Genomic DNA, 20,535 nt, shown 5'->3' with positions numbered 1-20,535 from the left:
AGGTGAAGGTCACCACCATGATCAGGCCCAGAAGTGCGAGCATGGTTTGTTCTCTTGTTTTTATTGTCTATGTGGCCACCTGCAGCGCAGACGGCCCCCTGACCCCCACCCGGCAACGCCTGGTGGGGGCCTGCAAAAAGTTTGAGGGTGTCGAGGCTCAGCCGTGGCGGTGTGGTTCGGCGACCCAGTCGGCTGTTTCAGCGACGGGGCTGACCACCGGCTCGCCATTCAGCCGGCTGTGCAGCGTCTGGCGGTCACAGGCGTTTTCGGATAACGAAACCACCACCGTCGCCACTGCGTTGCTGGCAAGACTCGTCAGCGCACGGGCTTCCGACATGAAGCGGTCGACCCCGATCAACAGGGCCAGGCCGGCCAGGGGAATGTCGTGGATCACGGTAAGGGTCGAGGCCAAGGCCACGAAACCGCTGCCGGTAACACCTGCCGCGCCCTTGGAGGACAGCAGCATGATTGCCAGCATGGTGACCACCTGGCCCAGGCTCAGGTCGATGTTGCAGGCCTGCGCGATGAACACTGCTGCCAACGACAGATAGATGGCAGTACCGTCCAGGTTGAACGAGTAGCCAGTGGGCAGCACCAGGCCAACCACGCCTTTCTTGCACCCAAGCTTCTCGAGTTTCTCGAGCATGCGCGGCAGCACCGGCTCGGTGGAGGACGTGCCGAGCACCACCAGGAACTCTTCGCGGAAATAGCGCAGCAACTTCCACAGGCTGAAGCCATGGGCGCGGCAGATGCCACCGAGCACCACCAGCACGAAGAAGGCGCAGGCGATGTACAACGTCCCCACCAGCTTGGCCAGCGCGCCAAGGGACGTAATGCCGTACTGGCCCACGGTGAATGCCAGTGCGCCGAAAGCGCCGACCGGGGCAAAGCGCATCAGGTAGCCGAAGATGCGGAACACCATGGTCGAGGCTGACTCCAGCACGTCCAGTACCGGCTTGCCCTTTTCGCCCATCGACGAGAGGGCGAAACCGCTGAGTACGGCGATGAACAGGACCGGCAAGACCTCACCCTTGTTGAAGGCACCGATGAAGGTGTCCGGGATGATGTGCATGAAGAAGTCCACCACGCTCAGCTTGGCAGCCGACGCGGTGTACTGGCTCAGGCCCGCCGTGCTCAGGGTGGCAGGATCGATGTTCATGCCGGCACCTGGCTTGAACAGATAGACCGCCGCCAGTCCGATCACCAGGCTCACCACCGTCAGCCCCAGGAACAGCAGCAAGGTCTTGCTCATCAAGCGGCCCAGGGAACGCTTGTCGGTCATGCCGGCGATGCCTGTGACGATGGTGCAGAACACCACCGGCGCGATCATCATCTTGATCAGCTTGATGAACGCATCACCCAGCGGCTTGAGGGCCACGGCCTGTTGCGCCCAGAAGTGTCCGACCACCACGCCCAGCAGAACGGCGCAGAGAATCTGGAAATACAGCGATTTGGCGAGTCTCATGGCATCACCCATTGTTGAAATTGTGCGGATGCGCTTGTTACGAATGTGCAGGTCTGGATCGGTGCCTGGAACTACCCGGCCAACCTGCGGAATGTAGGGGCGTAGACGAACCCTGAGAAGAGCCGCCGGGCGGTTCGCACCACCGAAGCCTGGATCGTCTGGCCGTCGGCAGCGCTACGCGTCAGCGCAACATCGATTCCGCCACTTGGGTGCTCCAAACGGACCTCGGCCAGTTGCTGCGCGCCTTCGCCCAACAGGTCGGCAATCACGGTGCCAGGGCTGACGCAGGCAGTCGCCAGCCCCACGGCTCCAGTGATCGCCAAGGCACGATGGCAGTTGTGCGGCATGAAATAGCGAACCTGCAGCGTGCCGTCGTAGCGCGGCTTGGACACCAGCACTGGCTTGGGGATGACCATGCCACTGACATCGCCCAGGCCCATGGCCTTTCCGGCCTTCAGCCGCAACGCTTCCAGGCGTTCGAGCAGCGCGCTGTCGGCGTCCAGCTGAGCCGGGGTTTCCGAGCCGCTGACCCCCAACTGGCTGGCCTCCACCACCATCATCGGCATGGCCATGTCGATGCAGGTCACCGGCACGCCATCAATCACGTCCTGGGCCTTGCCCGTGGGGAACAGCTTGCCGGTCTTGCTGCCGACCGCGTCGAGGAAGGTCAGGTGCACCGGGGCGGCAGTGCCCGGTACCCCATCAATCGCCGTGCGGCCTTCGTAGCGCACGATACCGCCGGGCGTTTCGACCAGCGAATTGACGAAGGTGCCGGTGTTGAGGTTGCGAATGCGCACCAAGGTCTTGCCTTCCTGGCCCTTTACCAACCCCTGTTCGATGGCGAACGGCCCCACCGCACACAGCATGTTGCCGCAGTTTGGGGCCGTATCGACCCGGCGCTGTGCGACCATCACCTGCACGAACAGGTAGTCGACGTCAGCGTCGGCATGCAATGACGGGCTAATGATCGCCACCTTGCTGGTCTGCGGGCTGCCGCCACCGATGCCGTCGATTTCCAGCTCATGGCCAGACCCCATCAGGTTGATCAGCAATTCGTCGCGCTCGACCACATTGGCAGGCAGGTCCCAGGCGTGGAAAAACGGCCCTTTGGAGGTACCGCCGCGCATGAGTACGCAAGGAATTCGTTGCATGATTTCGCACTCTTGTTGATCAATGGACATCATTGATGCTGTGAGCAAAAGAGTGACAGGGATGGATAAATCAATCCAATGCAAATATCGTAGCTATTATTGCGATTCAAACATCAATATAGCGCCAGGCCAGTCGAAGGTTTCTTATGGAATATGAGCTGCAAGACATCAGATCTTTCGTGAAAATCGCCGAACTTGGCAGTTTTCATGAGGCCGCCGAAGCGCTTCACCTGTCCCAGCCGGCCCTGAGCCGGCGGATCAAGAAACTGGAGGAAGGCCTGGGCACCTCGCTACTGGAACGCACCACTCGCCGGGTCAGCCTGACCAGCGTGGGCCGCGACTTCCTGCCCAAGGCCAGGCGCTTGCTGGATGATTTTGAAGACTCGATCCTCAGCATCCGCGAACTGGCCGAGCGCCAGACCGGTCAGGTTACCCTCGCCTGCATTCCTACCGCGGCGTTCTACTTCCTGCCGTCGGTGATCCGCGATTACAACGAGCAATACCCGAAAATCCGCATTCGCCTGCTGGACCTTAGCGCCAACGACGGGCTCGAGGCCGTGCTGCGTGGCGAGGCCGACTTCGGCATCAACATGATGAGCGGCCAGCACCCGGACATCGAGTTTGTCTCGCTGGTGCAGGAGCACTTTGTACTGGCCTGCCGGCGTGACCACCCACTGGCGAACCGCGCCTCCGTTACCTGGACAGAGCTGGCTGATTACCGCCTGATCGGCGTCGGCCGCCTGAGTGGCAACCGCATGCTGCTGGACCATGCGTTGTCCGGGCTCAACCTGCGGCCCAAATGGTTCTACGAAGTGCAACACCTGTCCACGTCACTGGGCATGGTCGAGGCCGGGCTGGGTGTGTCGGCCATGCCCAGCCTGGCCATGCCCAATGCCGACCACCCCACGCTGGTGAGCGTGCCGTTGATCGAGCCGCAAGTCACCCGCACGCTAGGGCTGGTGTACCGGCGCGGCGCATCGTTGTCGCCGGCTGCGGAGAAATTCGTTTCGATCCTGCTGCAGAAATGGCCAAATCGCTGAGGGAAACGGCGCGCCTGGCTTAGTCGTTCTTGCCCAGCATGTACTGGTCAAAATGCTCGATATGCTCATCGAGGTTGTCCTCGAGCATCATCCGGTACTGATCACAGAAGTACTTCAGAATCTCTTCCCGTGCCGCACCCAGCTCCGCGCCGCTCTTGAAGCTGCGGGCGCTCATCCAGGCGCTGAAGCGCGCGGCACCGAAGGTCAGCGAGGCGCTTACCTTGCCCAGGTCTTCGAACTTTTCGATCTGCTGGTTCGCCAGTTCGATGTGCGCATCGGCACGATCGTAAAAGGCCTGGTCGGTAGCTTGGGTCATTGGGGTTCACCTTGTTGCGCAATGCGAGCGGGAGGCCAAGCCTTGCATGTCGCGGCGCATACGTGCAAGGCTGAAAAAGGATCACCCATGACGAAAAGGAAGCAAAGTACCTCATGCTTGGAATCACACGTATCCATCGCTATTTGCGCCCACTGCCTGCGAAACCGACTGCAGCCAGTGGGCGTGACCTCAAGGCCAAACGCGCCACCCGCCTCACCTCAACGGTTGCCAACCTCCTCTGCACGCCCCGCTCCGCCCCGCCTTACCTCTGCGTCACTCCTGAGCGTCCCCCTGTCGAACGTGTGCCCCCGACCTGACTGCCTCCACTGCAGCTCACACACCGTACTCGCCTGTTGCAGGCGGGATGCCTGACGCAACGACAAGGGGCAACAGCCAATGCTTTTCTTTCACGGTAAACACATTTTCAGCGCCATCTTCGATATGGATGGCACCCTCTTCGACACCGAGCGCCTGCGCTTCAAGACACTCAAGCAAGCCTCTCTGGAAATCTTCGGCAAAGCGCTGAGCGAGCAGACCCTGATTGGCTCGCTGGGCCTGAGCGCAAAAAAGGCCGAAGCCCTCGCCAAGGCGCATAACGGCGAAGACTTCCCGTACGCACAAATCCGCCAACGCGCCGATGAACTTGAGCTGGAGTACGTGCGCAATCACGGCGTACCAATCAAGGCCGGCCTGCTGGAGGTGCTGGAGCGCTTGCGCAAATCAGGCCTGACCATGGCGGTGGCCACCTCCAGCCGCCGTGCCATCGCCGAGGAATACCTGATCAACGCCAACGTGCTGAAGTACTTCGACATCACCGTTTGTGGCGATGAAGTCAGCCAAGGCAAACCCCACCCCGAGATTTTCCTGAAAGCCGCCCGCGCGCTCAATTGCGAGCCAGGCCAGTGCTTCATGGTCGAGGACTCGGAAAACGGCATGCTGTCAGCGATGCGCGCCGAAGGGCAGGCGATCCTGATCGAGGACATCAAGCCGCCTGCGCCGGAAATCAAGGCGGGTGCGCTCAAAGCCTACCGCAGCATGCATGAGTTTCTCGCCGACCTGAGCGAGTGCGTACCCGACCTGGGCATGCCTGCCTTGAGTGAGCCGTTCCCGGCCTCGATGAACCAGTTCAGCGTGGGCATTCATGGTTTCGGCGCCATCGGCGGCGGTTACCTGACACAGGTATTTTCCCATTGGGACGGCTACACCCGACCGCGTGAAATCATTGCCGCAACCCGCTCGCGCATGCTGCGCGAAAGCGTCAGCGCCTTCGGCCGCTACAGCGTGCGCTACGGCGCCACGTCGTTCGACCAGACCATCGACAACGTGCGCATGATCGACATGGACGATGACGACGCGGTCATCGGCATGTACACCACTGCCGAAATCATCGGCCTGAGCCTGCCCGAGCAGGCCATCAGAAGCCAGGCCAGGGTGATCGCCCAAGGCCTGCTGCAACGCTTCGAGCGCCGAGGCCGCGAGCTGACCCTGCTGATCGTGTTGAACAAGGTTGGCGGTGCGGCGTTCGTACGGCGTCATGTGCAAGCCGAGCTGGCGTTACTGTGCCCGCCTGCGATCAGCGAGCAGGTTATGCAAAAGACCCATTTTGCCGAAACGGTGGTCAGCCGCATCGTGTCCAAACTGGGCAATGACGCGCTGGTGCGGCAACTGCGCATCAAGTCGCAGATGTTCCAGAACAGCCTGGAAGACGAGCCTGCAAGCACCCGCAAACCTTCAGCGCCGCTACCGGAGTACGAACGCCTGATCGGCCACTTCAGGCCCTTTGCACAGCCCAGCAGCGCCATGAGCCAGCTGCATCTGGTGCTGTTCAACAGCGAAGCTGACATGCCGCTTTACGCCGAACGCGGCAGCGATCTGCTCGAACGCCTGCGCCAGGTTAAGACAGTGCCAGACATCGCCCAGATCCAGATCATCAAGAACCGCCTGTGGAACGGCCCGCACGCCATCGTGGCCTGGTACGCCAGCCTGCTGGGCCATGCCTGGGTCGGCCAGGGCATGGGCGATGCGCGGGTGAGTGAACTGGCCGAGCGCCTGATTCGCCAGGAGGTCGCGCCCGCACTGGTGGCCGAATACCCACAGATGGCCGAGGTGGTCAGCCGCTTTGCCGAGGCATTCCTCGAGCGCTGCAAAACCTCGTTCAAAGACCCTTGCGCCCGGGTAGGCCGCGACCCCTTGCGCAAGCTGCAACGCAACGAACGCATCCTCAGTAGCATCGACCTTGCCCGCAAGCACGGTATTGCAACCCCAGCCCTGGCGTTTGGGGCGGGCCTCGCCATTCACCACGCCCTGAACTGCAGCGACAGCAAGGACATGGAAAGCCAGGCAATCAGGCAGGTTTACCGCGATAACCAGGCAAGCGTCGAAGCCGTGCTCACCCATGCCGACAAACCTTTCCCCGGGTTGTGCCCCGTCAAGGACGCGGAACTGATCGCTGCCATCCGTGAAGGCTTCCGCCAATTGCCGCAGCCGGCTTCGCGCCACGCGGTTGCTGTAGGCTCATAACCAGCCCTGGCCGGGACACCGTGGGCGCAGGTTGCGCCTGCGTCCCGGTCAGCGCCATGGGCTGGCCTTGGATACCGGCCTAAAGCACTTCGAACAGGCCTGCTGCGCCCATGCCGCCGCCCACGCACATCGTCACGACCACGTACTTCACCTTACGTCGCTTGCCCTCCAGTAAGGCATGGCCGACCATCCGCGCGCCGCTCATGCCGTAGGGGTGGCCGATAGCAATGGCGCCGCCATTGACGTTCAGTTTCGCCGGGTCGATCTGCAACTGCTGGGCGCAATACAGCACCTGGCAGGCAAACGCCTCGTTCAGCTCCCATAGCCCGATATCGTCTACCGTCAGGCCCTGTTGGCGCAGTAGCTTGGGCACCGCCAATACCGGGCCGATGCCCATTTCCTCGGGTGCAAGGCCAGCCACGGCGATACCGCGGTAAAGCCCCAGGGCTGCGATGCCCGAGCGCGCCGCCAGCGCGCCCTCCATCAGCACGCAGGCACTGGCGCCATCGGACAACTGACTGGCATTGCCGGCCGTGACACAACCGCCTTCGAGCACGGGCTTGAGCCCCTGCAGATCGGCCAGGGTCGTTGCCGGTCGGTTCCCTTCGTCCTGGGTCAGGCGCACCTCTTCATGGCTGACAACACCTGTCAGCTTGTCCACCACCTTCTTGCGTGCGGTGACCGGCACGATTTCAGCGGCGAACAACCCTGCCGCCTGCGCCGCCGCCGTGCGCTGCTGAGACTGCAGGGCGTAGACATCCTGTGCTTCGCGGCTTATGCCATAACGCCGGGCCACCCGTTCGGCCGTTTGCAGCATCGGCATGTAGGCGTGCTCGCTCATGCGTAACACCGCGGGGTCGTAAGCCTCACTGGCCAGCTGGTTGTGCACCTGCTGCACCAGGCTGATCTGCTCCTGACCTGCGCCAATGGTCACCTGCATGCCATCAACCATGATCTGCTTCGCCGCCGTGGCAATGGCCATCAGGCCTGAAGCGCACTGGCGGTCGACGGTTTGTCCGCTGACCGATTGGGGCAGGCCGGCGGCCAGCGCCGACAGCCGACCCGGGTTGATCGCGGCAGTGCCGCTCTGCATGGCAGTCCCCAGCACCAGGTCATCGACCTGCGCCGGTTCGATACCGGCCCGCTCTACAGCGGCGCGTATAGCGACAGCCGTCATGCTGGGGGTTTTCAGGTCGTTGAAGGCGCCACGCATGGCTTTGCCGATAGGTGTGCGAGCAGTGGCGACGATCACGGCGTCTTTCATGATGGCTGTTCCTCAGGGGATAGGGGCTGCAGTTCGCTCAACACGCGCCGCAGGCAGTCAGGTACCGGCACCGGGCGCCGTCCTTCGCGGTCGACGAATACATGGACGAAGCGGCCGGTGGCGCAGGCCAATGGCTGACCGGCAAGGAACACGGCCAACTGATAGTGCACCGAGGTGTTACCCAACCGGCTCACCACAAGGCCCACTTCGATGTCATGCGGAAAGGCCACCGGCGCCTGGTAGTCGCAGGCGGAGCTGACCACCAGCGCGATCACCCTCCCCTGGTCGATATCCAACCCGCCCTCCCGCACCAGCAGGCGGTTCACGGCGCTGTCGAAAAAGCTGTAATAGACCACGTTGTTCACGTGGCCATAGACATCGTTGTCGTGCCACCGCGTGGTGATGGGCGTGTAGTGCCGATAGTGTTCACGTTGCCGGTAAGGGCTCATCAGTAGGCCGCCTCGTAGATGGCCAGCGCATCGGCCTGGGTGACTTCACGCGGGTTATTGACCAAAAGGCGCTGCTGTTGCATCGCGTCTTCGGCCAGCTGGCCAAGCCGATGACGCGGTACATCGGCGTCGCGCAGGCGGTCAGGCAACCCGCAGCGGCTGCTCAGCGCGGCCAGCTCGGCCACGAATTGTTCTGCCTGCTGGCGTTGATCGCCGGGCTGCAAACGGGCCCCCAGCAGCGGCACGGCCAGTTCGGCGTAGTCCACTGCCGCCACCGGCAGGTTGAAGCGCAGCACGTGCGGCAACACCAGCGCGTTGGCCAGGCCATGGGGAATATGAAAATGTCCACCCAGCGGATAGGCCAAGGCATGCACCGCCGCCACCGGTGCATTGGCAAAGGCCTGGCCGGCCAGGCAAGCCCCCAGCAGCATGGCCTGGCGGGCCTGCAGGTTGCCGCCATTGTGCACAGCCTGGTCAAGGTTATCCGCCAGCAGCCGCAGCGCCTCACGGGCCAGCAGGCTGGACAGCGGGTTACGTTTGAGGCGGCTGGTATAGGCTTCGATGGCATGCACCATGGCGTCGATACCGGTAGCAGCCGTCACCGCCGATGGCAGGCCGAGGGTACAGACGGCGTCGAGCACTGCCAGGTCTGGCAACAGCAGCGGCGAAACAATGCCCATCTTGGTGGTGGCACCGGTGGTGACGATGGCGATCGGCGTCACCTCCGAACCGGTACCTGCCGTGGTGGGCACCTGGATCAACGGCAGCCGGCGGCCCTTGGCCCTGTCGATGCCGTAAAGCTCGGCGATGGGCTGCGAACAATCGCGGTGGGCCAGCAGCGCAACCAGCTTGGCCACATCCATCGAGCTGCCGCCGCCGAACCCCACCACCAGGTCGGCGCCGATATGCCGGGCGCGCTGGGCGGCAGCCAGCACGCATGCCTCGCTAGGGTCGGCCGTAACCTCACTGAAGATCGCCACACCGACCTTGGCTGCCGTGAACCCCGGCAGCAGGTCATCAAGCATGCCAAGGCGGGCGATACCCGGGTCACTGACAATCAAAACACGCTTGGCACCGCGCTCACGGCACAGACCTGCAAGGCGCTGCACCGCGCCGGGTTCGCAGAGGATCTGCGCAGTGGTGGCAAAGCTGAAAGGCTGCATCGCACTCTCCTTGTTCGTATGGTTTGCCGTGCGCTAGAACGCGAAATCGCTCGCCGGTAACGCCATCAGGCAATCCGCGCCACCCAGCAGGGCCTCGCGGTGAGCAGTGGCGCGGGGCAGGAGCCGCCGCCAGTAGAACGTTGCGGCGTCAAGCTTGGCCCTGTAGAAGGCTGTTTCCGCGCTGCCGGCGGCAAGCGTTGCTTGAGCGCGCACAGCCGCTTGCAACCACATCGCCGCCAACAGCACGTAGGCCGAGTAGGCAAGAAAATCAACCGACACTGCCCCTGACTCCTGGGGGTCGCGTTGACAGGCCTCGACCACATGGGCGGCCAAGACGCGCCATTCCTCCAAACGTTGCCCCACGGCCGTCGCCATGGCCTGCAGGCCGTCGAGCGCACTGGCAGCCCCGACGTGCAGCGCCATTTCGTCGATCAGCAGATTGAGCTCGGCCCCGCCGTCCCCCAGGACCTTGCGGCGTATCAGGTCGAGGGCCTGTATGCCGTTGGTGCCTTCATAAAGCTGGGTGATGCGGCTATCGCGCATCAACTGCTCCATGCCCCACTCGCGGATGTAGCCGTGACCGCCGTACAACTGCACCCCAAGACTGGCGACTTCCTGACCGACGTCGGTGAAGAACGCCTTGACGATAGGGATCAGCAACGCCGCCCGCCGAGCTGCCGCCTGGCGCGCCGGTGCACTTTTCGCAGCATGCTCCAGGTCCAGTTGCCGAGCGGTGTAGATGCCCAGCATGCGACAGCCCTCGGTAAGGGTCTTCTGGGTCAGCAGCATGCGCCGCACGTCTGGATGGACGATAATCGGATCGGCAGGCTTTTCCGCTGCCACCGGCCCGGCAAGCGAGCGCGACTGCAGACGCTCCCGGGCATAGGCCAGCCCTCCCTGAAAAGCGGCCTCGGCAATACCGAGCCCCTGCAGGCCGACCTGGAAGCGGGCATCGTTCATCATGGTGAACATGCAGGCCAGCCCCTGGTTGGCCTCCCCCACCAGCCAGCCCTGGGCACCGTCGAAGTTCATCACGCAGGTCGAGGCCCCCTTGATGCCCATCTTGTGCTCCAGCGCCCCACAGCCCAGCGCATTGCGCTCGCCACCGGGCAGCAGCTTGGGCACCAGGAACAGGCTGATGCCTCTCACACCGGCCGGCGCATCAGGCAGGCGCGCGAGTACCAGATGAACGATGTTGTCGGTCAGGTCCTGCTCGCCACCACTGATGAATATCTTGCTGCCGGTAACGCGGTAGCTGCCGTCCGCTTCCGGCTGGGCGCGGGTACGCAGCAACGCCAGGTCGGTGCCGGCCTGCGGCTCGGTCAGGCACATGGTGCCGGCCCACTCGCCACTGACCATCCGGCTCAGGTAAGCCTGCTTGAGTGCCTCGCTGCCATGGCGATGCAACGCCAGGACCGCGCCCTCGGTCAGGCCGGAGTAGATGCGGAACGACAACGACGCCGCCATCAGCATTTCATGGAAGCTGGCCGATGCCATCTGCGGCAGACCCTGGCCACCATAGGCCTGCGGCCCGGTCATACTGGCCCAGCCATGTTCGACGTATTGCCGATAGGCGTCCCGCATGCCGTCCGGGGTGGTGACCTCGCCGCCCACCCACTGGCAGCCCTGTTCGTCACTGTTGCGATTGAGTGGTGCGATGATTTGGCCAGTGAAACGTGCGGCCTCTTCAAGGATGCCGTCGAGGGTGTCGCGGTCCAGTTCGATACCTAGTTGCTGGCAATGTCCGCTCAGGTCGAACAGTTCATGCAGCACGAAACGCATGTCACGAAGGGGCGCCTGGTAGTTCATGCCTGAACCTCCCCACGCGGTTCGAAACGCTTGCCACCGGCCACAAGTGAGTAGAGCAGCCCTGCCGGGCGCCAATGCTCGCCAAGCACGCCCTGCAGGTATTCCAGCCGGGCCAGGATAAACGGCGCCCCCTGCTCGTCAGCCCAGCGCATGGGCCCGCCAGTGGCAGCCGGGAAGCCATAGCCGTGGAGCCAGACTTGGTCGATGTCGCCGCTGCTGGCGGCGATACCTTCCTGGAGAACCTTCGCCCCTTCGTTGACCAGTGCCAGCAGGCAGCGCTCGAGGATTTCCTCGGCACTGATGCCCCGGCGTCGGTAGCCAAGGTTCTGGGACACCTGCAGCACCAGGGCGTCGACCTGCGGGTCATGCTCGGCCTGTCGGCTGCCGGGCGCATAGCGGTAGTAGCCTTGCCCGGTCTTCTGCCCGAGACGACCGAGCTCGCACAGCGCGTTATCGACCTGCACCAGCGGGTCGTGCATGCCTTGCCCGGCCAACTGCCGGGCGCGCCACTCCAGGTCGATGCCCACCACGTCGTACATGCGGAACGGCCCCATGGCGAAGCCGAACTGCTGCAGCACCGCATCCACCTGATGAGGCAAAGCACCTTCAAGCAGTAACTTGCGCGCTTCGCCCACATAGCTGCGCAACATGCGATTGCCAATGAACCCTGGGCAGTTGCCTGCCACTATCGCCACCTTGCCCATGCGCTCGCCCAGCGCTTTGGCGACGTCGAGCACCTTCGGACCGGTGTGCGTCCCCCGCACGATTTCGAGCAGCTTCATGACATGCGCAGGGCTGAAAAAATGCAGCCCCAGGACCTGGGACGGCCGCTGGGTGACGGCGGCAATCGCGTCGATGTCCAGCGCCGAGGTGTTGCTGGCCAGGATCGCACGGGGCTTGAGGTGTGCATCCAGTGCACGGAAGATTTCCTGCTTGAGCGCCAGGTTTTCATACACCGCTTCAATCACCAGGTCGGCCTCCGCCAACGCCGGATAGCCGTCCACTGCCTGCACACGCGCCAGGCAGGCTTCGGCCTGGGCCGGGGTGATGCGCTGCTTGTCCACCTGCTGGGCCCAGGCTTGGCTGACCATGCCCAGCCCGGCTTCGAGCGCTGCCGCGTTGCAGTCCAGCCACAGCACCGACAGCCCGGCGTTGGCCAGGCTGATGACGATGCCGCGGCCCATGGTGCCTGCACCTATCACAGCCACCTGATTGATCGGGAAGGGAGTATTCACGCGCAACGCTCCTGCTTTCTTGTAGGTATGAGGACTGTGATCACCCTAAGCAGGCCGAAGGTATTTTTGAAATTTCCATTTCGTATGCCATATATTTTCAGCATGAATATTTCGAACTTCGACCTGAACCTGCTGCGCGTCTTCGACATGTTGCTGCGTGAACAGAACGTATCGCGGGCAGCCGAGCGTCTGGCCCTCACCCAGCCGACCGTGAGCAATGCCCTGGCGCGCCTGCGTGACCAGCTGGGCGACCCGCTGCTGGTCCGCGTGGGCCGGCGCATGCGCCCGACGCCACGGGCCTTGGCACTGGAGGGGCCGATACGTGCGGCGTTACAGCAGATCGAGCAGACGCTGGGCACCGGCGATGGCTTCGAGCCTCAGCGCAGCCACCGCCAGTTGCGCATCGCCCTCACCGATTTCGTCGAACAGCTGTGCATGCCGCCACTCCTGGCGCGGCTGGAGCTACTGGCACCCAACGTGCGCATCGACGTGGTGCACCTGGCCCCCAACCTGCCGGCCGAGGCGCTGGACCGGGGCGACCTCGACCTGGTACTGGGCCGTTTCGACGAGGTGCCGGCGCGCTTCACCCGCCACCCCTGGCGCCGTGAAACCCTGCAGATCGCGCTGCGCCAGCAGCACCCGCACCTGGTGCCGGGCCAGGCACTGGACCTCGACGCGTTCCTGGGTTTGCGGCACATCTGGGTGCACGGCGGCCAGACCCGGGGCATGGTCGACCAGTGGCTGGCCGAGCAAGGCCTGACCCGGCAAATCGCCTATACCACGCCCAACTACCTGCAGGCCGCCCATCTGGCCGCAGCCACCGACATGTGTGTGGTGCTGCCGCGGCAACTGGCCCAACAGTTTGCGCATCTGCTGCCTTTGGCGGTGCACGAACTGCCTTTTGCCCTGGAGCCTTTCGAGCTGGAACTGGTGCACCTGAGCCACCGTCAGCACGACCCCGCCCTGGCCTGGCTGGTCGAACAGATCCTCACGCTCCCCCCCGCCTGAAGCCATCAGGAAACGCGATAGCGGCCATGCCGCTCTGGTATTGGCTGGTGCGCAAGCCCCTCCCCTAGAGTGTTCTGCCCCAATAACAACAAGGACATCCCATGCGCTTTTCACTGTCGATGCTGGCGCTTGCCCTGCTGGCCCCACTTCCGAGCCTGGCCGCAACAGCGGCCAAGGATGCCACCCCGGCCACCCAGGCCAGCAACCAGCAGTGGCTGCAACGATTACCGTTCGAGGATCGCGTCGATTACGAAACAGCCCGGCGTGGGCTGGTCGAGCGGTTCGACGGGCCAGTCGCGACAGCCGATGGCAAGACCGTGTGGAACCTGGCCCAGTATGCTTTTCTGGAACCGGCGCAGTCCCCTGCCACGGTAAACCCGAGCTTGTGGCGTATCGCTCAGTTGAACAACATCGCCGGGCTGTTCAAGGTCACCGAGGGCATCTACCAGCTTCGCGGCCTGGACCTGGCCAACATGACCATCGTCGAGGGGCAGGACGGGCTGATTGTGATCGACCCGCTGCTTGCCGTGGAGACCGCCAAGGCGGGCCTCGAACTTTACTTCAAGCACCGTCCGCGCAAGCCGGTGACCACGGTGATCTACACCCACCCGCACGTCGACCATTTCGGCGGCGTGCGCGGGGTGATCAACGAGGCGGACGTCAAGGCTGGCAAAGTCCAGGTCATTGCACCCGAGGGGTTCTTCGAACATGCCATCGGTGAAAACGTGCTGGCCGGACCGGCCATGAAACGCCGCGCCCAGTACATGTACGGCGCCCCCCTGCCCCGTGGGCCGCGAGGCCAGGTGGATGCCGGACTGGGCAAGGGCGTGCCGGCCAATGCCACCGTCAGCCTCATCGCGCCCACGCTCGAAATCAGCCAACCGCTGCAACGCATGACCCTGAGCGGCGTGGAGGTGGAATTCCAGCTGACTCCGGGCACCGAGGCGCCGGCAGAAATGAACATCTATTTCCCGGCGCTCCGGGCACTGTGCATGGCCGAGAACGCCACCCACGTGCAACACAACGTACTGACGCTGCGCGGGGCACTGGTGCGCGATCCGAAAGTCTGGGCTCATTACCTGGACCAGTCGCTGGTGCGCTACGGCAACCAGGCCGAGGTGGTGTTCGCCCAGCATCACTGGCCCACTTGGGGCGGTGCGACCATCCGCGACTACCTGGCTGACCAGCGCGATATGTATGCCTTCATCGACAGCCAGACCCTGCGCCTGATCAATCAGGGCCAGACACCCATGGAAATTGCCCAGACCCTGGCCAGCCTGCCGCCGCGCCTGGCAAGCAAATGGTTCAGCCGCGACTACTACGGTTCGCTCAGCCATAACGTCAGGGCCGTCTATCAACGCTACATGGGGTTCTACGACGGCAACCCGGCCAACCTCGACCCATTGCCACCGCAAGCGGCCGGCAAGCGTTACGTGGCGGCCATGGGGGGGGCCGATCAGGTGCTGACCCAGGCCCGCCAGGCCTTCGCCGAGGGCGACTATCGCTGGGTGGCGCAGTTGGTCAACCACCTGGTATTCGCCGAGCCAGACAACACAGAGGCCCGCGCACTGCAGGCCGACGCGCTGGAGCAACTGGGTTACCAGAGTGAGAACGCCACCTGGCGCAATGCCTACCTCAGTGGCGCGCAGGAATTGCGCTCAGGCGTTGCCGCCGGTGCGGGTAACGGTGGCAACGCCGATGACATGGTACGGGCCCTGACGCCCAGCCTGTTTTTCGACTACCTGGGCGTGCGGGTGAATGCCTACAAGGCTGCCGACAGCGACCTGACCGTAAACTGGCGTTTTTCCGACCTGGGCGAAGACTACGCCCTCACCCTGCGCAACGGCGTCCTCACCCACCGCGACCTGGCGCGCCACGCCAAGGCCGATGTAGAGGTCATCATGCGCAAACAGACGCTGGACAGCATTGCCTTGAAGCAGACAGGCTTTCTCAAGGAAGCCACAGCAGGGGCAATCGACATCAAAGGCGAGCGGGTGAAGTTCCTGCAATTCATGGGAGGGCTGGAAGAGGCTGATTCGCGCTTCAATATCGTCACGCCCTGAGCGGCGGCGGGCGGCGCCGGCACTCTGCTTAGCCGCCCTTCGCCAACCGGCACAAGCCTGCCAGTGCCATCAGCCACACCACGCTACCCAGTGCCAGCACTCCCCACGGCGCAGGCTGGCCGCATTCGGCCTGCAACATCGCCAAGCCCCGTTCGTAACGCCGCCCCTGGCGGGCCAGCAGCGCCAGCGCGGCCATGCCCGCCAATGCCAGCACGTACACATCGCCCTGACGACAGGCCAACCCCGCCACCGCCACCAGCGCCAGCACAGTGCGCCGCCAGGCCAACTCGGTGCGTTCTGCCTGCAGGCCCGGATCAGCCATGCCAGCGTGGCCACAGGACGAGACCTGCCAGCAGTACGGCGACCAGGCAGCCCAGCGCCAACAAGGGCACCAGTGCCGGCAACGGCAACGGGCGTCGCTGACGCAATGCCCGCTCGACCCGCAGCCAGCGCAGGCAGGCGCCAGCGCTCAGCAATGCGCTCAGCAGCATCAGGCCAGCGACCAGCCACAGCCGCAGCGGGTTCTCGAGGACGTGGCCGGCGAAGGTTTCAATGGCGATTGCGCCACCCAGCAACGCCAGCGCGGTCCGGACCCAGGCCAGGAAGGTACGTTCGTTGGCCAGCGTGAAGCGCGGATCAGGCGCTTCACCCTGACCCAATAGCCGCCGCGACCAGTCATTCCATGGTTCAGGCACGCCCATCAACGCACACCAAAGCTACGCAGTGCGCCGGGCGAGAAGTACGAAAGGCTGGTGCGCACATTGAAAGCAAAGGGCCGACGCTGCTCATTGATCAAGCCCGATGCATGGTAGCGGCCGCTCTTGAGGTCGTAGGTAACCTCCATGGCGTTGACCGCCACCTGGCCGCCGGGGTGAAAGAAACCATGGGCCTGTGAGGTGCGCCACAGCTCGCCACGCGCGTCGTAGCTGTCTGTTTCGAGAATGGCCCAGGTGTCTTCATCCAGGTAGAAACGGCGCTTGGCGTAGATATGCTGCGCCCCGGGCTTCAATGTCGCCTCCACGACCCATACCCGGTGCAGTTCGTAGCGGGTCGGTGCCGGGTCGATGTGGCCTGGCTTGATCAGGTCCGCATAGCGCAGCTCGGGCGATGCCAAGCGGTAGCTGTTGTAGGGCACGTGCAGCGTCTGCTTGCCCAGCAGCTTCCAGTCGTACCGGTCTGGCGCGCCATTGAACATGTCGCGGCTGTCGGCGGTCCGCAGGCCGGCGGTGCCTGGGCCGGTGGTGTCATAGGCGATGTTCGGCGCCCGCCGCACCCGCCGCTGGCTGGCACTGTACACCCAGGACAAGCGCGGCTCGGCGACCTGGTCCAGTGTCTCATGCACCACCATCGCATCGCCGGCAAGCCGCGAGGGCGCCGTCATGCGGTAGGTGAAGTAATAAAGTACATTGCCCGCCCCCAGGCTGGCCAAGCCTTCAGGCCGGGCCACTTCCTGACGCGCGCTCATCAGCACGAAGCGGCCATTCTTCAGCGGCGTGACGCTGTCGGAGCTCAGGCTGTAGCTCTCGTTGCGATGCCGGGTCAGGTGGTTCCAGATCACCTCCAGGCCGTTGGTTGGCCGCGGAAAGGCGATGACGCCATTAAAACCTCGCACACCGTTGCCCTGGTCATCCAGCTGCGCCTGCTCGGCGTTGCGGGCGGCCGATGCCGCGACCGCGTCGGGTACCGCAACACTGCGGTGGGTGGAATACACCGGCAAGCTCAGGCTGGCTGGGAAGCGTTTGAGCAAGGCCACCTGGCCGTCGGTAAGCTGACCTCGGTACTGCCGGTAGTTGGCGGCCGTGATCCGGTACAGAGGCTGTTCATCGGCAAACGGGTCCAGCGGCGTGCCGTTGTCGCCCAGGCGTTGCTGGGCTGTACTCAACCCACCTTGCCAGGCCGGGATGCGCCCGTCGGGGCTGGCAGCACGCTCGGCTCCCACCGGGGTCAGGTTGTCGGGCAGGCCGGCTGCTGCCAGCGTGCCACTCGCCCAGAACAGGCCGATCATCACCATGCGCATTTTCATTGTCATGCCCTCAGAAAGTGACGCCCAGGCTCAGCGAGATGAAGTCCCGGTCGCCGCGGGTGCCATAGTCGCCGTCGATAAAGTCGGTGTACGACACACTCAAGCTGTAGGTGCTGGCGAGCGTCGCATCCAACCCGACACTGATGGCCCTGGAGCCTTCGCTGAACGCCGAGCCCTCCACCGGGCCGGTGCCGTGCACGTCATGTGCCCAGGACAGGTTCGGCCGCAGGTCGAAACCGGCAATCACGTTGGGGTAGGCCCAGGTGGCGCGCAGCCGGTAGCCCCAGGAAAACGGGGTCATGAAGCCTTCGTCGTTGCAGTGCTCAGGGGTTTTGGAAATGGCGACGCACACGCTGTTGTCCGCCAGTTCGCCGCTGTTGAACGTGCCCGAGCGCCCGTAACGGGGGCCATAGGCGCCCTCCAGACCGCCCACGTAGGTGGCGCCCGCCTCGCCTATCAACAGCAACTGGTTGGCCCCCATCACCTGGCTGAAAGCGTGAACAGCGGTTATCTGCAACTGGGTCATCTCTTTACGGCGGTAGCCGTCGAACAACGTACTGGCGCTGTCTGGCCGCAGGCCGTCACCCAGCAATGGCGAGCGGCCATCGACGTTCAACAACGACTGGATGATGTCGGTACCGTTGAGCTGCATGGGCATGTTCGGCCGGTAGCTCAGCTCCCCCTGCAGCGCCGTGCCGGTGCGCAGGGTGGTGGAGAACGAAAGGCCGTAGAGGCGAATGTCCTCGGGGTATTGCACCCGGTACTGCGAGGTGCCAAGGCGTAGCGCGCCGACCAGCGACTGGCCTGCGCTGGAGCCCAGGAAAGCGGCACAGTCTGCAAGCCCGATAGCGAGGTTGGCGCACAGCTGCGGGGCGAAACGGCGGTTGTCGAAATACGGGCTGCTGACCGTACCCAGGTAAGGCGTGCGGCTGTGGTAGTTCGCCGCGTAAGCGCCAAACTCGGTGTCCAGCGCCGCCACGTACCAGCGCAGCGAAACGCCCCACTGCCCGCTGTTGCGGGCATCCTGGTCGCTGCCGCGAGGTATGCGCACGCCTTCGCTGGTGAGGCTCACACCGAACGGCGCAAGCCCGGCCACGGCTGTGGGGTTGCCGAGCAACCTGGCGCCCACGTCGAGGCCATCACACCCATCGGGCAAAAAGTCGTTGTTCGAAAAGAACGTGCCACAGTTGTCGAGCTGGGTCTGTTCCCAGTCCAACTGATAGAAACCGTCGACCGACAGCGCTTCGGTAAGGTTCTGGGTGAAGTAGAACAGGTTCACCGGCACCAGCGCGTCCTTCACTTCCGAGCCGGGGCGGCGCAAGGCCGCCAGGTTGAAGGGGTTGATGACGTTCAGTCCGCCCTGGATGAAGGTGCTCTCACCCCAGTTGACCACTTGCTTGCCCAACCTGAGCGAGCCCGGCTGGCCGTCGATGTCATACAGGTAGTAACCGAAGGCATCGAGCAGCTGGCTACCTGCGGTCTTGGCCGAGCGCTTGCGGTTGTTGTCCTCGACCTGCTTGAAGCGCTGATCGTGATCACGCAGGGCCGTGTCGTACCAGTAGGTTCCGCGAAGGAACACCCCCAGGTTATCGTGCTTGAGCTCCAGGTCATGGGTGCCTTTGAACACCGCTGAAAACACATCGCCGGAGGCAAAGTTCAGGCGGCCGTCATCGCTGTTGGCGCTGTTGTGCAGGGCCGGGTCAGGGTTGGCAGTCGCAATACTGGTACCAAAGGAAAGCGCCGAGTCGAATTGCCCCTCAAGTTCACCCCAGTGAAACTGAGCGGCACAGGCAGACGCAGAAAAAAGTACTGATGAGGCAAGTACCGACAACGGTCCCGAGCGACCGAAAATACGAGATGCCATCACTCTTAACCTCTTATTGTGTTTATTAGAGAGTGAATTGCGAGTTAATGCTTAAGTACGGCGCAAAGGCCTGCAGGCAAGGGCTTGGGTAATTATTCGAACGTTTCTGTTATCCTCGTTTTGCTGCTTACCGATACTAAGTAGGCCACCGGGGCTGAACAAATAGCGTCTCCCGATGGTTGCCATATCACTTCGGCATAGCCTGAGAACCACAATGACTTTGAAACAGCTGCGTTATTTGATCGCCATTGTCGAAGCCGGCAGTTTTTCCAATGCCGCACGCCAGGCGTTCATCGCCCAACCGGCCTTGAGCCGACAGATAGGCCTGCTGGAGAGCGAACTGGAAATGCAACTGCTGGCGCGCCAGCATGACGGTATCGAACTGACCGATGCCGGGCGGCAGTTGTACGAAGTGGCACGATCGGTCGTGCAGCAGCTCGATTCGGTGAAGGATGAGCTGAAGTCCAGCCGCGGCAACCCCAAGGGGCACGTGGCCATCTCGATTCCCGCCACTGCCTCGGCACTGTTGTTGCCGGCCATCATTACCCAGGCCCAGGCACGCTTCCCGGGGATCAAGCTCACCGTATGGGATGGCCTGAGCCGCGAAGGTGGTCAGGCGATCGAGCTGGGCAAGGTGGATTTCGGCGTGGTGCCCAACGCCGAAGAGCTTGTCCATGTAATCGCCGAGCCCGTGTTTTCCGAAGACCTGTACTGGGTCGGCCTGCCTGGGCACGGCCCTGACGAGTCGCCCATCACCTTGGCTGAGGCCGCAGCGAGCCGCCTGGTAATGCCACCCCGTAGCCTGCACTTGCGAAGACGCATCGAGCAGGCTGCCATGGAGACCGGTGTGACACTGGACTCAAGCTACGAACAGCAGTCGGCCCCCGGTATCACCAGCCTGGTCCGTGCTGGCCTGGCGGCCACCATCAGCAACTGGCCGCCGCTGCTGGATTTGGCCGCGCCTGCCAGCGCGCGGCTGATAGTGGAACCGCGCATCACCCGCACTATCGCCTTGGCCCACTCGCAGCACAAGCCGCTGTCGTTCGCCGCCGCCTGCATGCGCGACCTGGTGCGCGCACTGCTGGTGGATGCGGTGCGCAGCGAGCGCTGGAAAGGTACCTTGATCGAGCGCGAGGCGCTGGCGGAGCAGAGCCTCTGAGCGCTG

General features: G+C 63.6%; 17 protein-coding genes. 5 read left to right on the top strand and 12 right to left on the bottom strand.

Annotation, left to right across the window (positions count from 1 at the left end; genetic code table 11):
* Positions 1 to 157: 157 nt before the first annotated feature.
* Both FQ668_RS09570 and FQ668_RS09565 read right to left on the bottom strand, forming a co-directional pair.
* Entirely contained in the window at positions 158 to 1,465 is a 1,308-nt protein-coding gene (locus FQ668_RS09570; RefSeq protein ID WP_026031899.1) for a dicarboxylate/amino acid:cation symporter, read from the bottom strand.
* A 71-nt stretch (positions 1,466 to 1,536) separates the two neighbouring features.
* On the bottom strand, positions 1,537 to 2,616 hold the full coding sequence (locus FQ668_RS09565; protein WP_019437995.1) for a 4-oxalomesaconate tautomerase: 1,080 nt from the start codon (positions 2,614 to 2,616) through the stop codon (positions 1,537 to 1,539).
* Positions 2,617 to 2,762: 146 nt separating this feature from the next.
* On the opposite strand from FQ668_RS09565, the gene FQ668_RS09560 reads away from it, so the two are divergent.
* Positions 2,763 to 3,656 carry a LysR family transcriptional regulator gene (locus tag FQ668_RS09560; RefSeq protein WP_003247268.1) on the top strand — a complete coding sequence of 298 codons (894 nt, stop codon included), beginning with the start codon at positions 2,763 to 2,765 and terminating at the stop codon, positions 3,654 to 3,656.
* 19 nt (positions 3,657 to 3,675) lie between these two features.
* On the opposite strand, the gene FQ668_RS09555 is transcribed toward FQ668_RS09560, so the two are convergent.
* Positions 3,676 to 3,972 (bottom strand): DUF3144 domain-containing protein, encoded by a 297-nt coding sequence (locus tag FQ668_RS09555; protein WP_003247266.1) that lies wholly within the window; start codon positions 3,970 to 3,972, stop codon positions 3,676 to 3,678.
* 396 nt (positions 3,973 to 4,368) lie between these two features.
* Between FQ668_RS09555 and mtlD the strand changes: the two genes are divergently transcribed.
* Positions 4,369 to 6,492, top strand: a complete 2,124-nt coding sequence (mtlD, locus tag FQ668_RS09550) for a bifunctional mannitol-1-phosphate dehydrogenase/phosphatase (protein WP_014591841.1) — start codon at positions 4,369 to 4,371, stop codon at positions 6,490 to 6,492.
* A gap of 79 nt (positions 6,493 to 6,571) precedes the next feature.
* Here mtlD and FQ668_RS09545 read toward each other — a convergent pair whose 3' ends face one another.
* From FQ668_RS09545 to FQ668_RS09525, 5 genes are read right to left on the bottom strand one after another with little or no spacing between them, the layout of a single operon-like run.
* Positions 6,572 to 7,756, bottom strand: a complete 1,185-nt coding sequence (locus tag FQ668_RS09545) for an acetyl-CoA C-acyltransferase (RefSeq protein WP_019437994.1) — start codon at positions 7,754 to 7,756, stop codon at positions 6,572 to 6,574.
* The gene (locus FQ668_RS09540; RefSeq protein ID WP_014591843.1) at positions 7,753 to 8,205 is read right to left on the bottom strand and encodes a thioesterase family protein; all 453 of its coding nucleotides are present in this window, start codon (positions 8,203 to 8,205) and stop codon (positions 7,753 to 7,755) included. Before FQ668_RS09540 ends, FQ668_RS09545 begins: the two co-directional genes overlap by 4 nt.
* Positions 8,205 to 9,368: an iron-containing alcohol dehydrogenase gene (locus tag FQ668_RS09535; protein WP_014591844.1), complete on the bottom strand. Its 1,164-nt coding sequence runs from the start codon at positions 9,366 to 9,368 to the stop codon at positions 8,205 to 8,207. The genes FQ668_RS09540 and FQ668_RS09535 overlap by 1 nt, the downstream gene beginning before the upstream one ends.
* A gap of 33 nt (positions 9,369 to 9,401) precedes the next feature.
* On the bottom strand, positions 9,402 to 11,177 hold the full coding sequence (locus FQ668_RS09530; protein WP_019437993.1) for an acyl-CoA dehydrogenase C-terminal domain-containing protein: 1,776 nt from the start codon (positions 11,175 to 11,177) through the stop codon (positions 9,402 to 9,404).
* Positions 11,174 to 12,412, bottom strand: coding sequence for a 3-hydroxyacyl-CoA dehydrogenase (locus FQ668_RS09525; RefSeq protein ID WP_014591846.1), 1,239 nt, complete (start codon positions 12,410 to 12,412; stop codon positions 11,174 to 11,176). Before FQ668_RS09525 ends, FQ668_RS09530 begins: the two co-directional genes overlap by 4 nt.
* Positions 12,413 to 12,496: 84 nt before the next feature.
* On the opposite strand from FQ668_RS09525, the gene FQ668_RS09520 reads away from it, so the two are divergent.
* Both FQ668_RS09520 and FQ668_RS09515 read left to right on the top strand, forming a co-directional pair.
* Complete coding sequence (locus tag FQ668_RS09520) at positions 12,497 to 13,420, top strand: LysR family transcriptional regulator (protein ID WP_019437992.1); 924 nt, start codon at positions 12,497 to 12,499, stop codon at positions 13,418 to 13,420.
* A gap of 101 nt (positions 13,421 to 13,521) precedes the next feature.
* Positions 13,522 to 15,483, top strand: coding sequence for an alkyl/aryl-sulfatase (locus tag FQ668_RS09515; protein ID WP_019437991.1), 1,962 nt, complete (start codon positions 13,522 to 13,524; stop codon positions 15,481 to 15,483).
* A 28-nt stretch (positions 15,484 to 15,511) separates the two neighbouring features.
* On the opposite strand, the gene FQ668_RS09510 is transcribed toward FQ668_RS09515, so the two are convergent.
* From FQ668_RS09510 to FQ668_RS09495, 4 genes are read right to left on the bottom strand one after another with little or no spacing between them, the layout of a single operon-like run.
* A complete protein-coding gene (locus tag FQ668_RS09510) occupies positions 15,512 to 15,805 on the bottom strand; it encodes a DUF202 domain-containing protein (protein WP_014591849.1) in 294 nt (97 codons plus the stop codon).
* Positions 15,798 to 16,184, bottom strand: coding sequence for a YidH family protein (locus FQ668_RS09505; protein WP_014591850.1), 387 nt, complete (start codon positions 16,182 to 16,184; stop codon positions 15,798 to 15,800). The genes FQ668_RS09510 and FQ668_RS09505 overlap by 8 nt, the downstream gene beginning before the upstream one ends.
* Entirely contained in the window at positions 16,184 to 17,494 is a 1,311-nt protein-coding gene (locus tag FQ668_RS09500; RefSeq protein WP_019437990.1) for a DUF1329 domain-containing protein, read from the bottom strand. Before FQ668_RS09500 ends, FQ668_RS09505 begins: the two co-directional genes overlap by 1 nt.
* Before the next feature lie 22 nt (positions 17,495 to 17,516).
* Entirely contained in the window at positions 17,517 to 19,370 is a 1,854-nt protein-coding gene (locus FQ668_RS09495; protein ID WP_019437989.1) for a DUF1302 domain-containing protein, read from the bottom strand.
* A 214-nt stretch (positions 19,371 to 19,584) separates the two neighbouring features.
* On the opposite strand from FQ668_RS09495, the gene FQ668_RS09490 reads away from it, so the two are divergent.
* Complete coding sequence (locus FQ668_RS09490; RefSeq protein WP_014591853.1) at positions 19,585 to 20,529, top strand: LysR family transcriptional regulator; 945 nt, start codon at positions 19,585 to 19,587, stop codon at positions 20,527 to 20,529.
* The last annotated feature ends 6 nt before the right edge of the window (positions 20,530 to 20,535 follow it).

The sequence above is a fragment of the Pseudomonas sp. Kh14 genome (assembly GCF_900291005.1).
Lineage (GTDB): Bacteria > Pseudomonadota > Gammaproteobacteria > Pseudomonadales > Pseudomonadaceae > Aquipseudomonas > Aquipseudomonas alloputida.
This window is presented reverse-complemented; position numbering and strand designations above follow the sequence as displayed.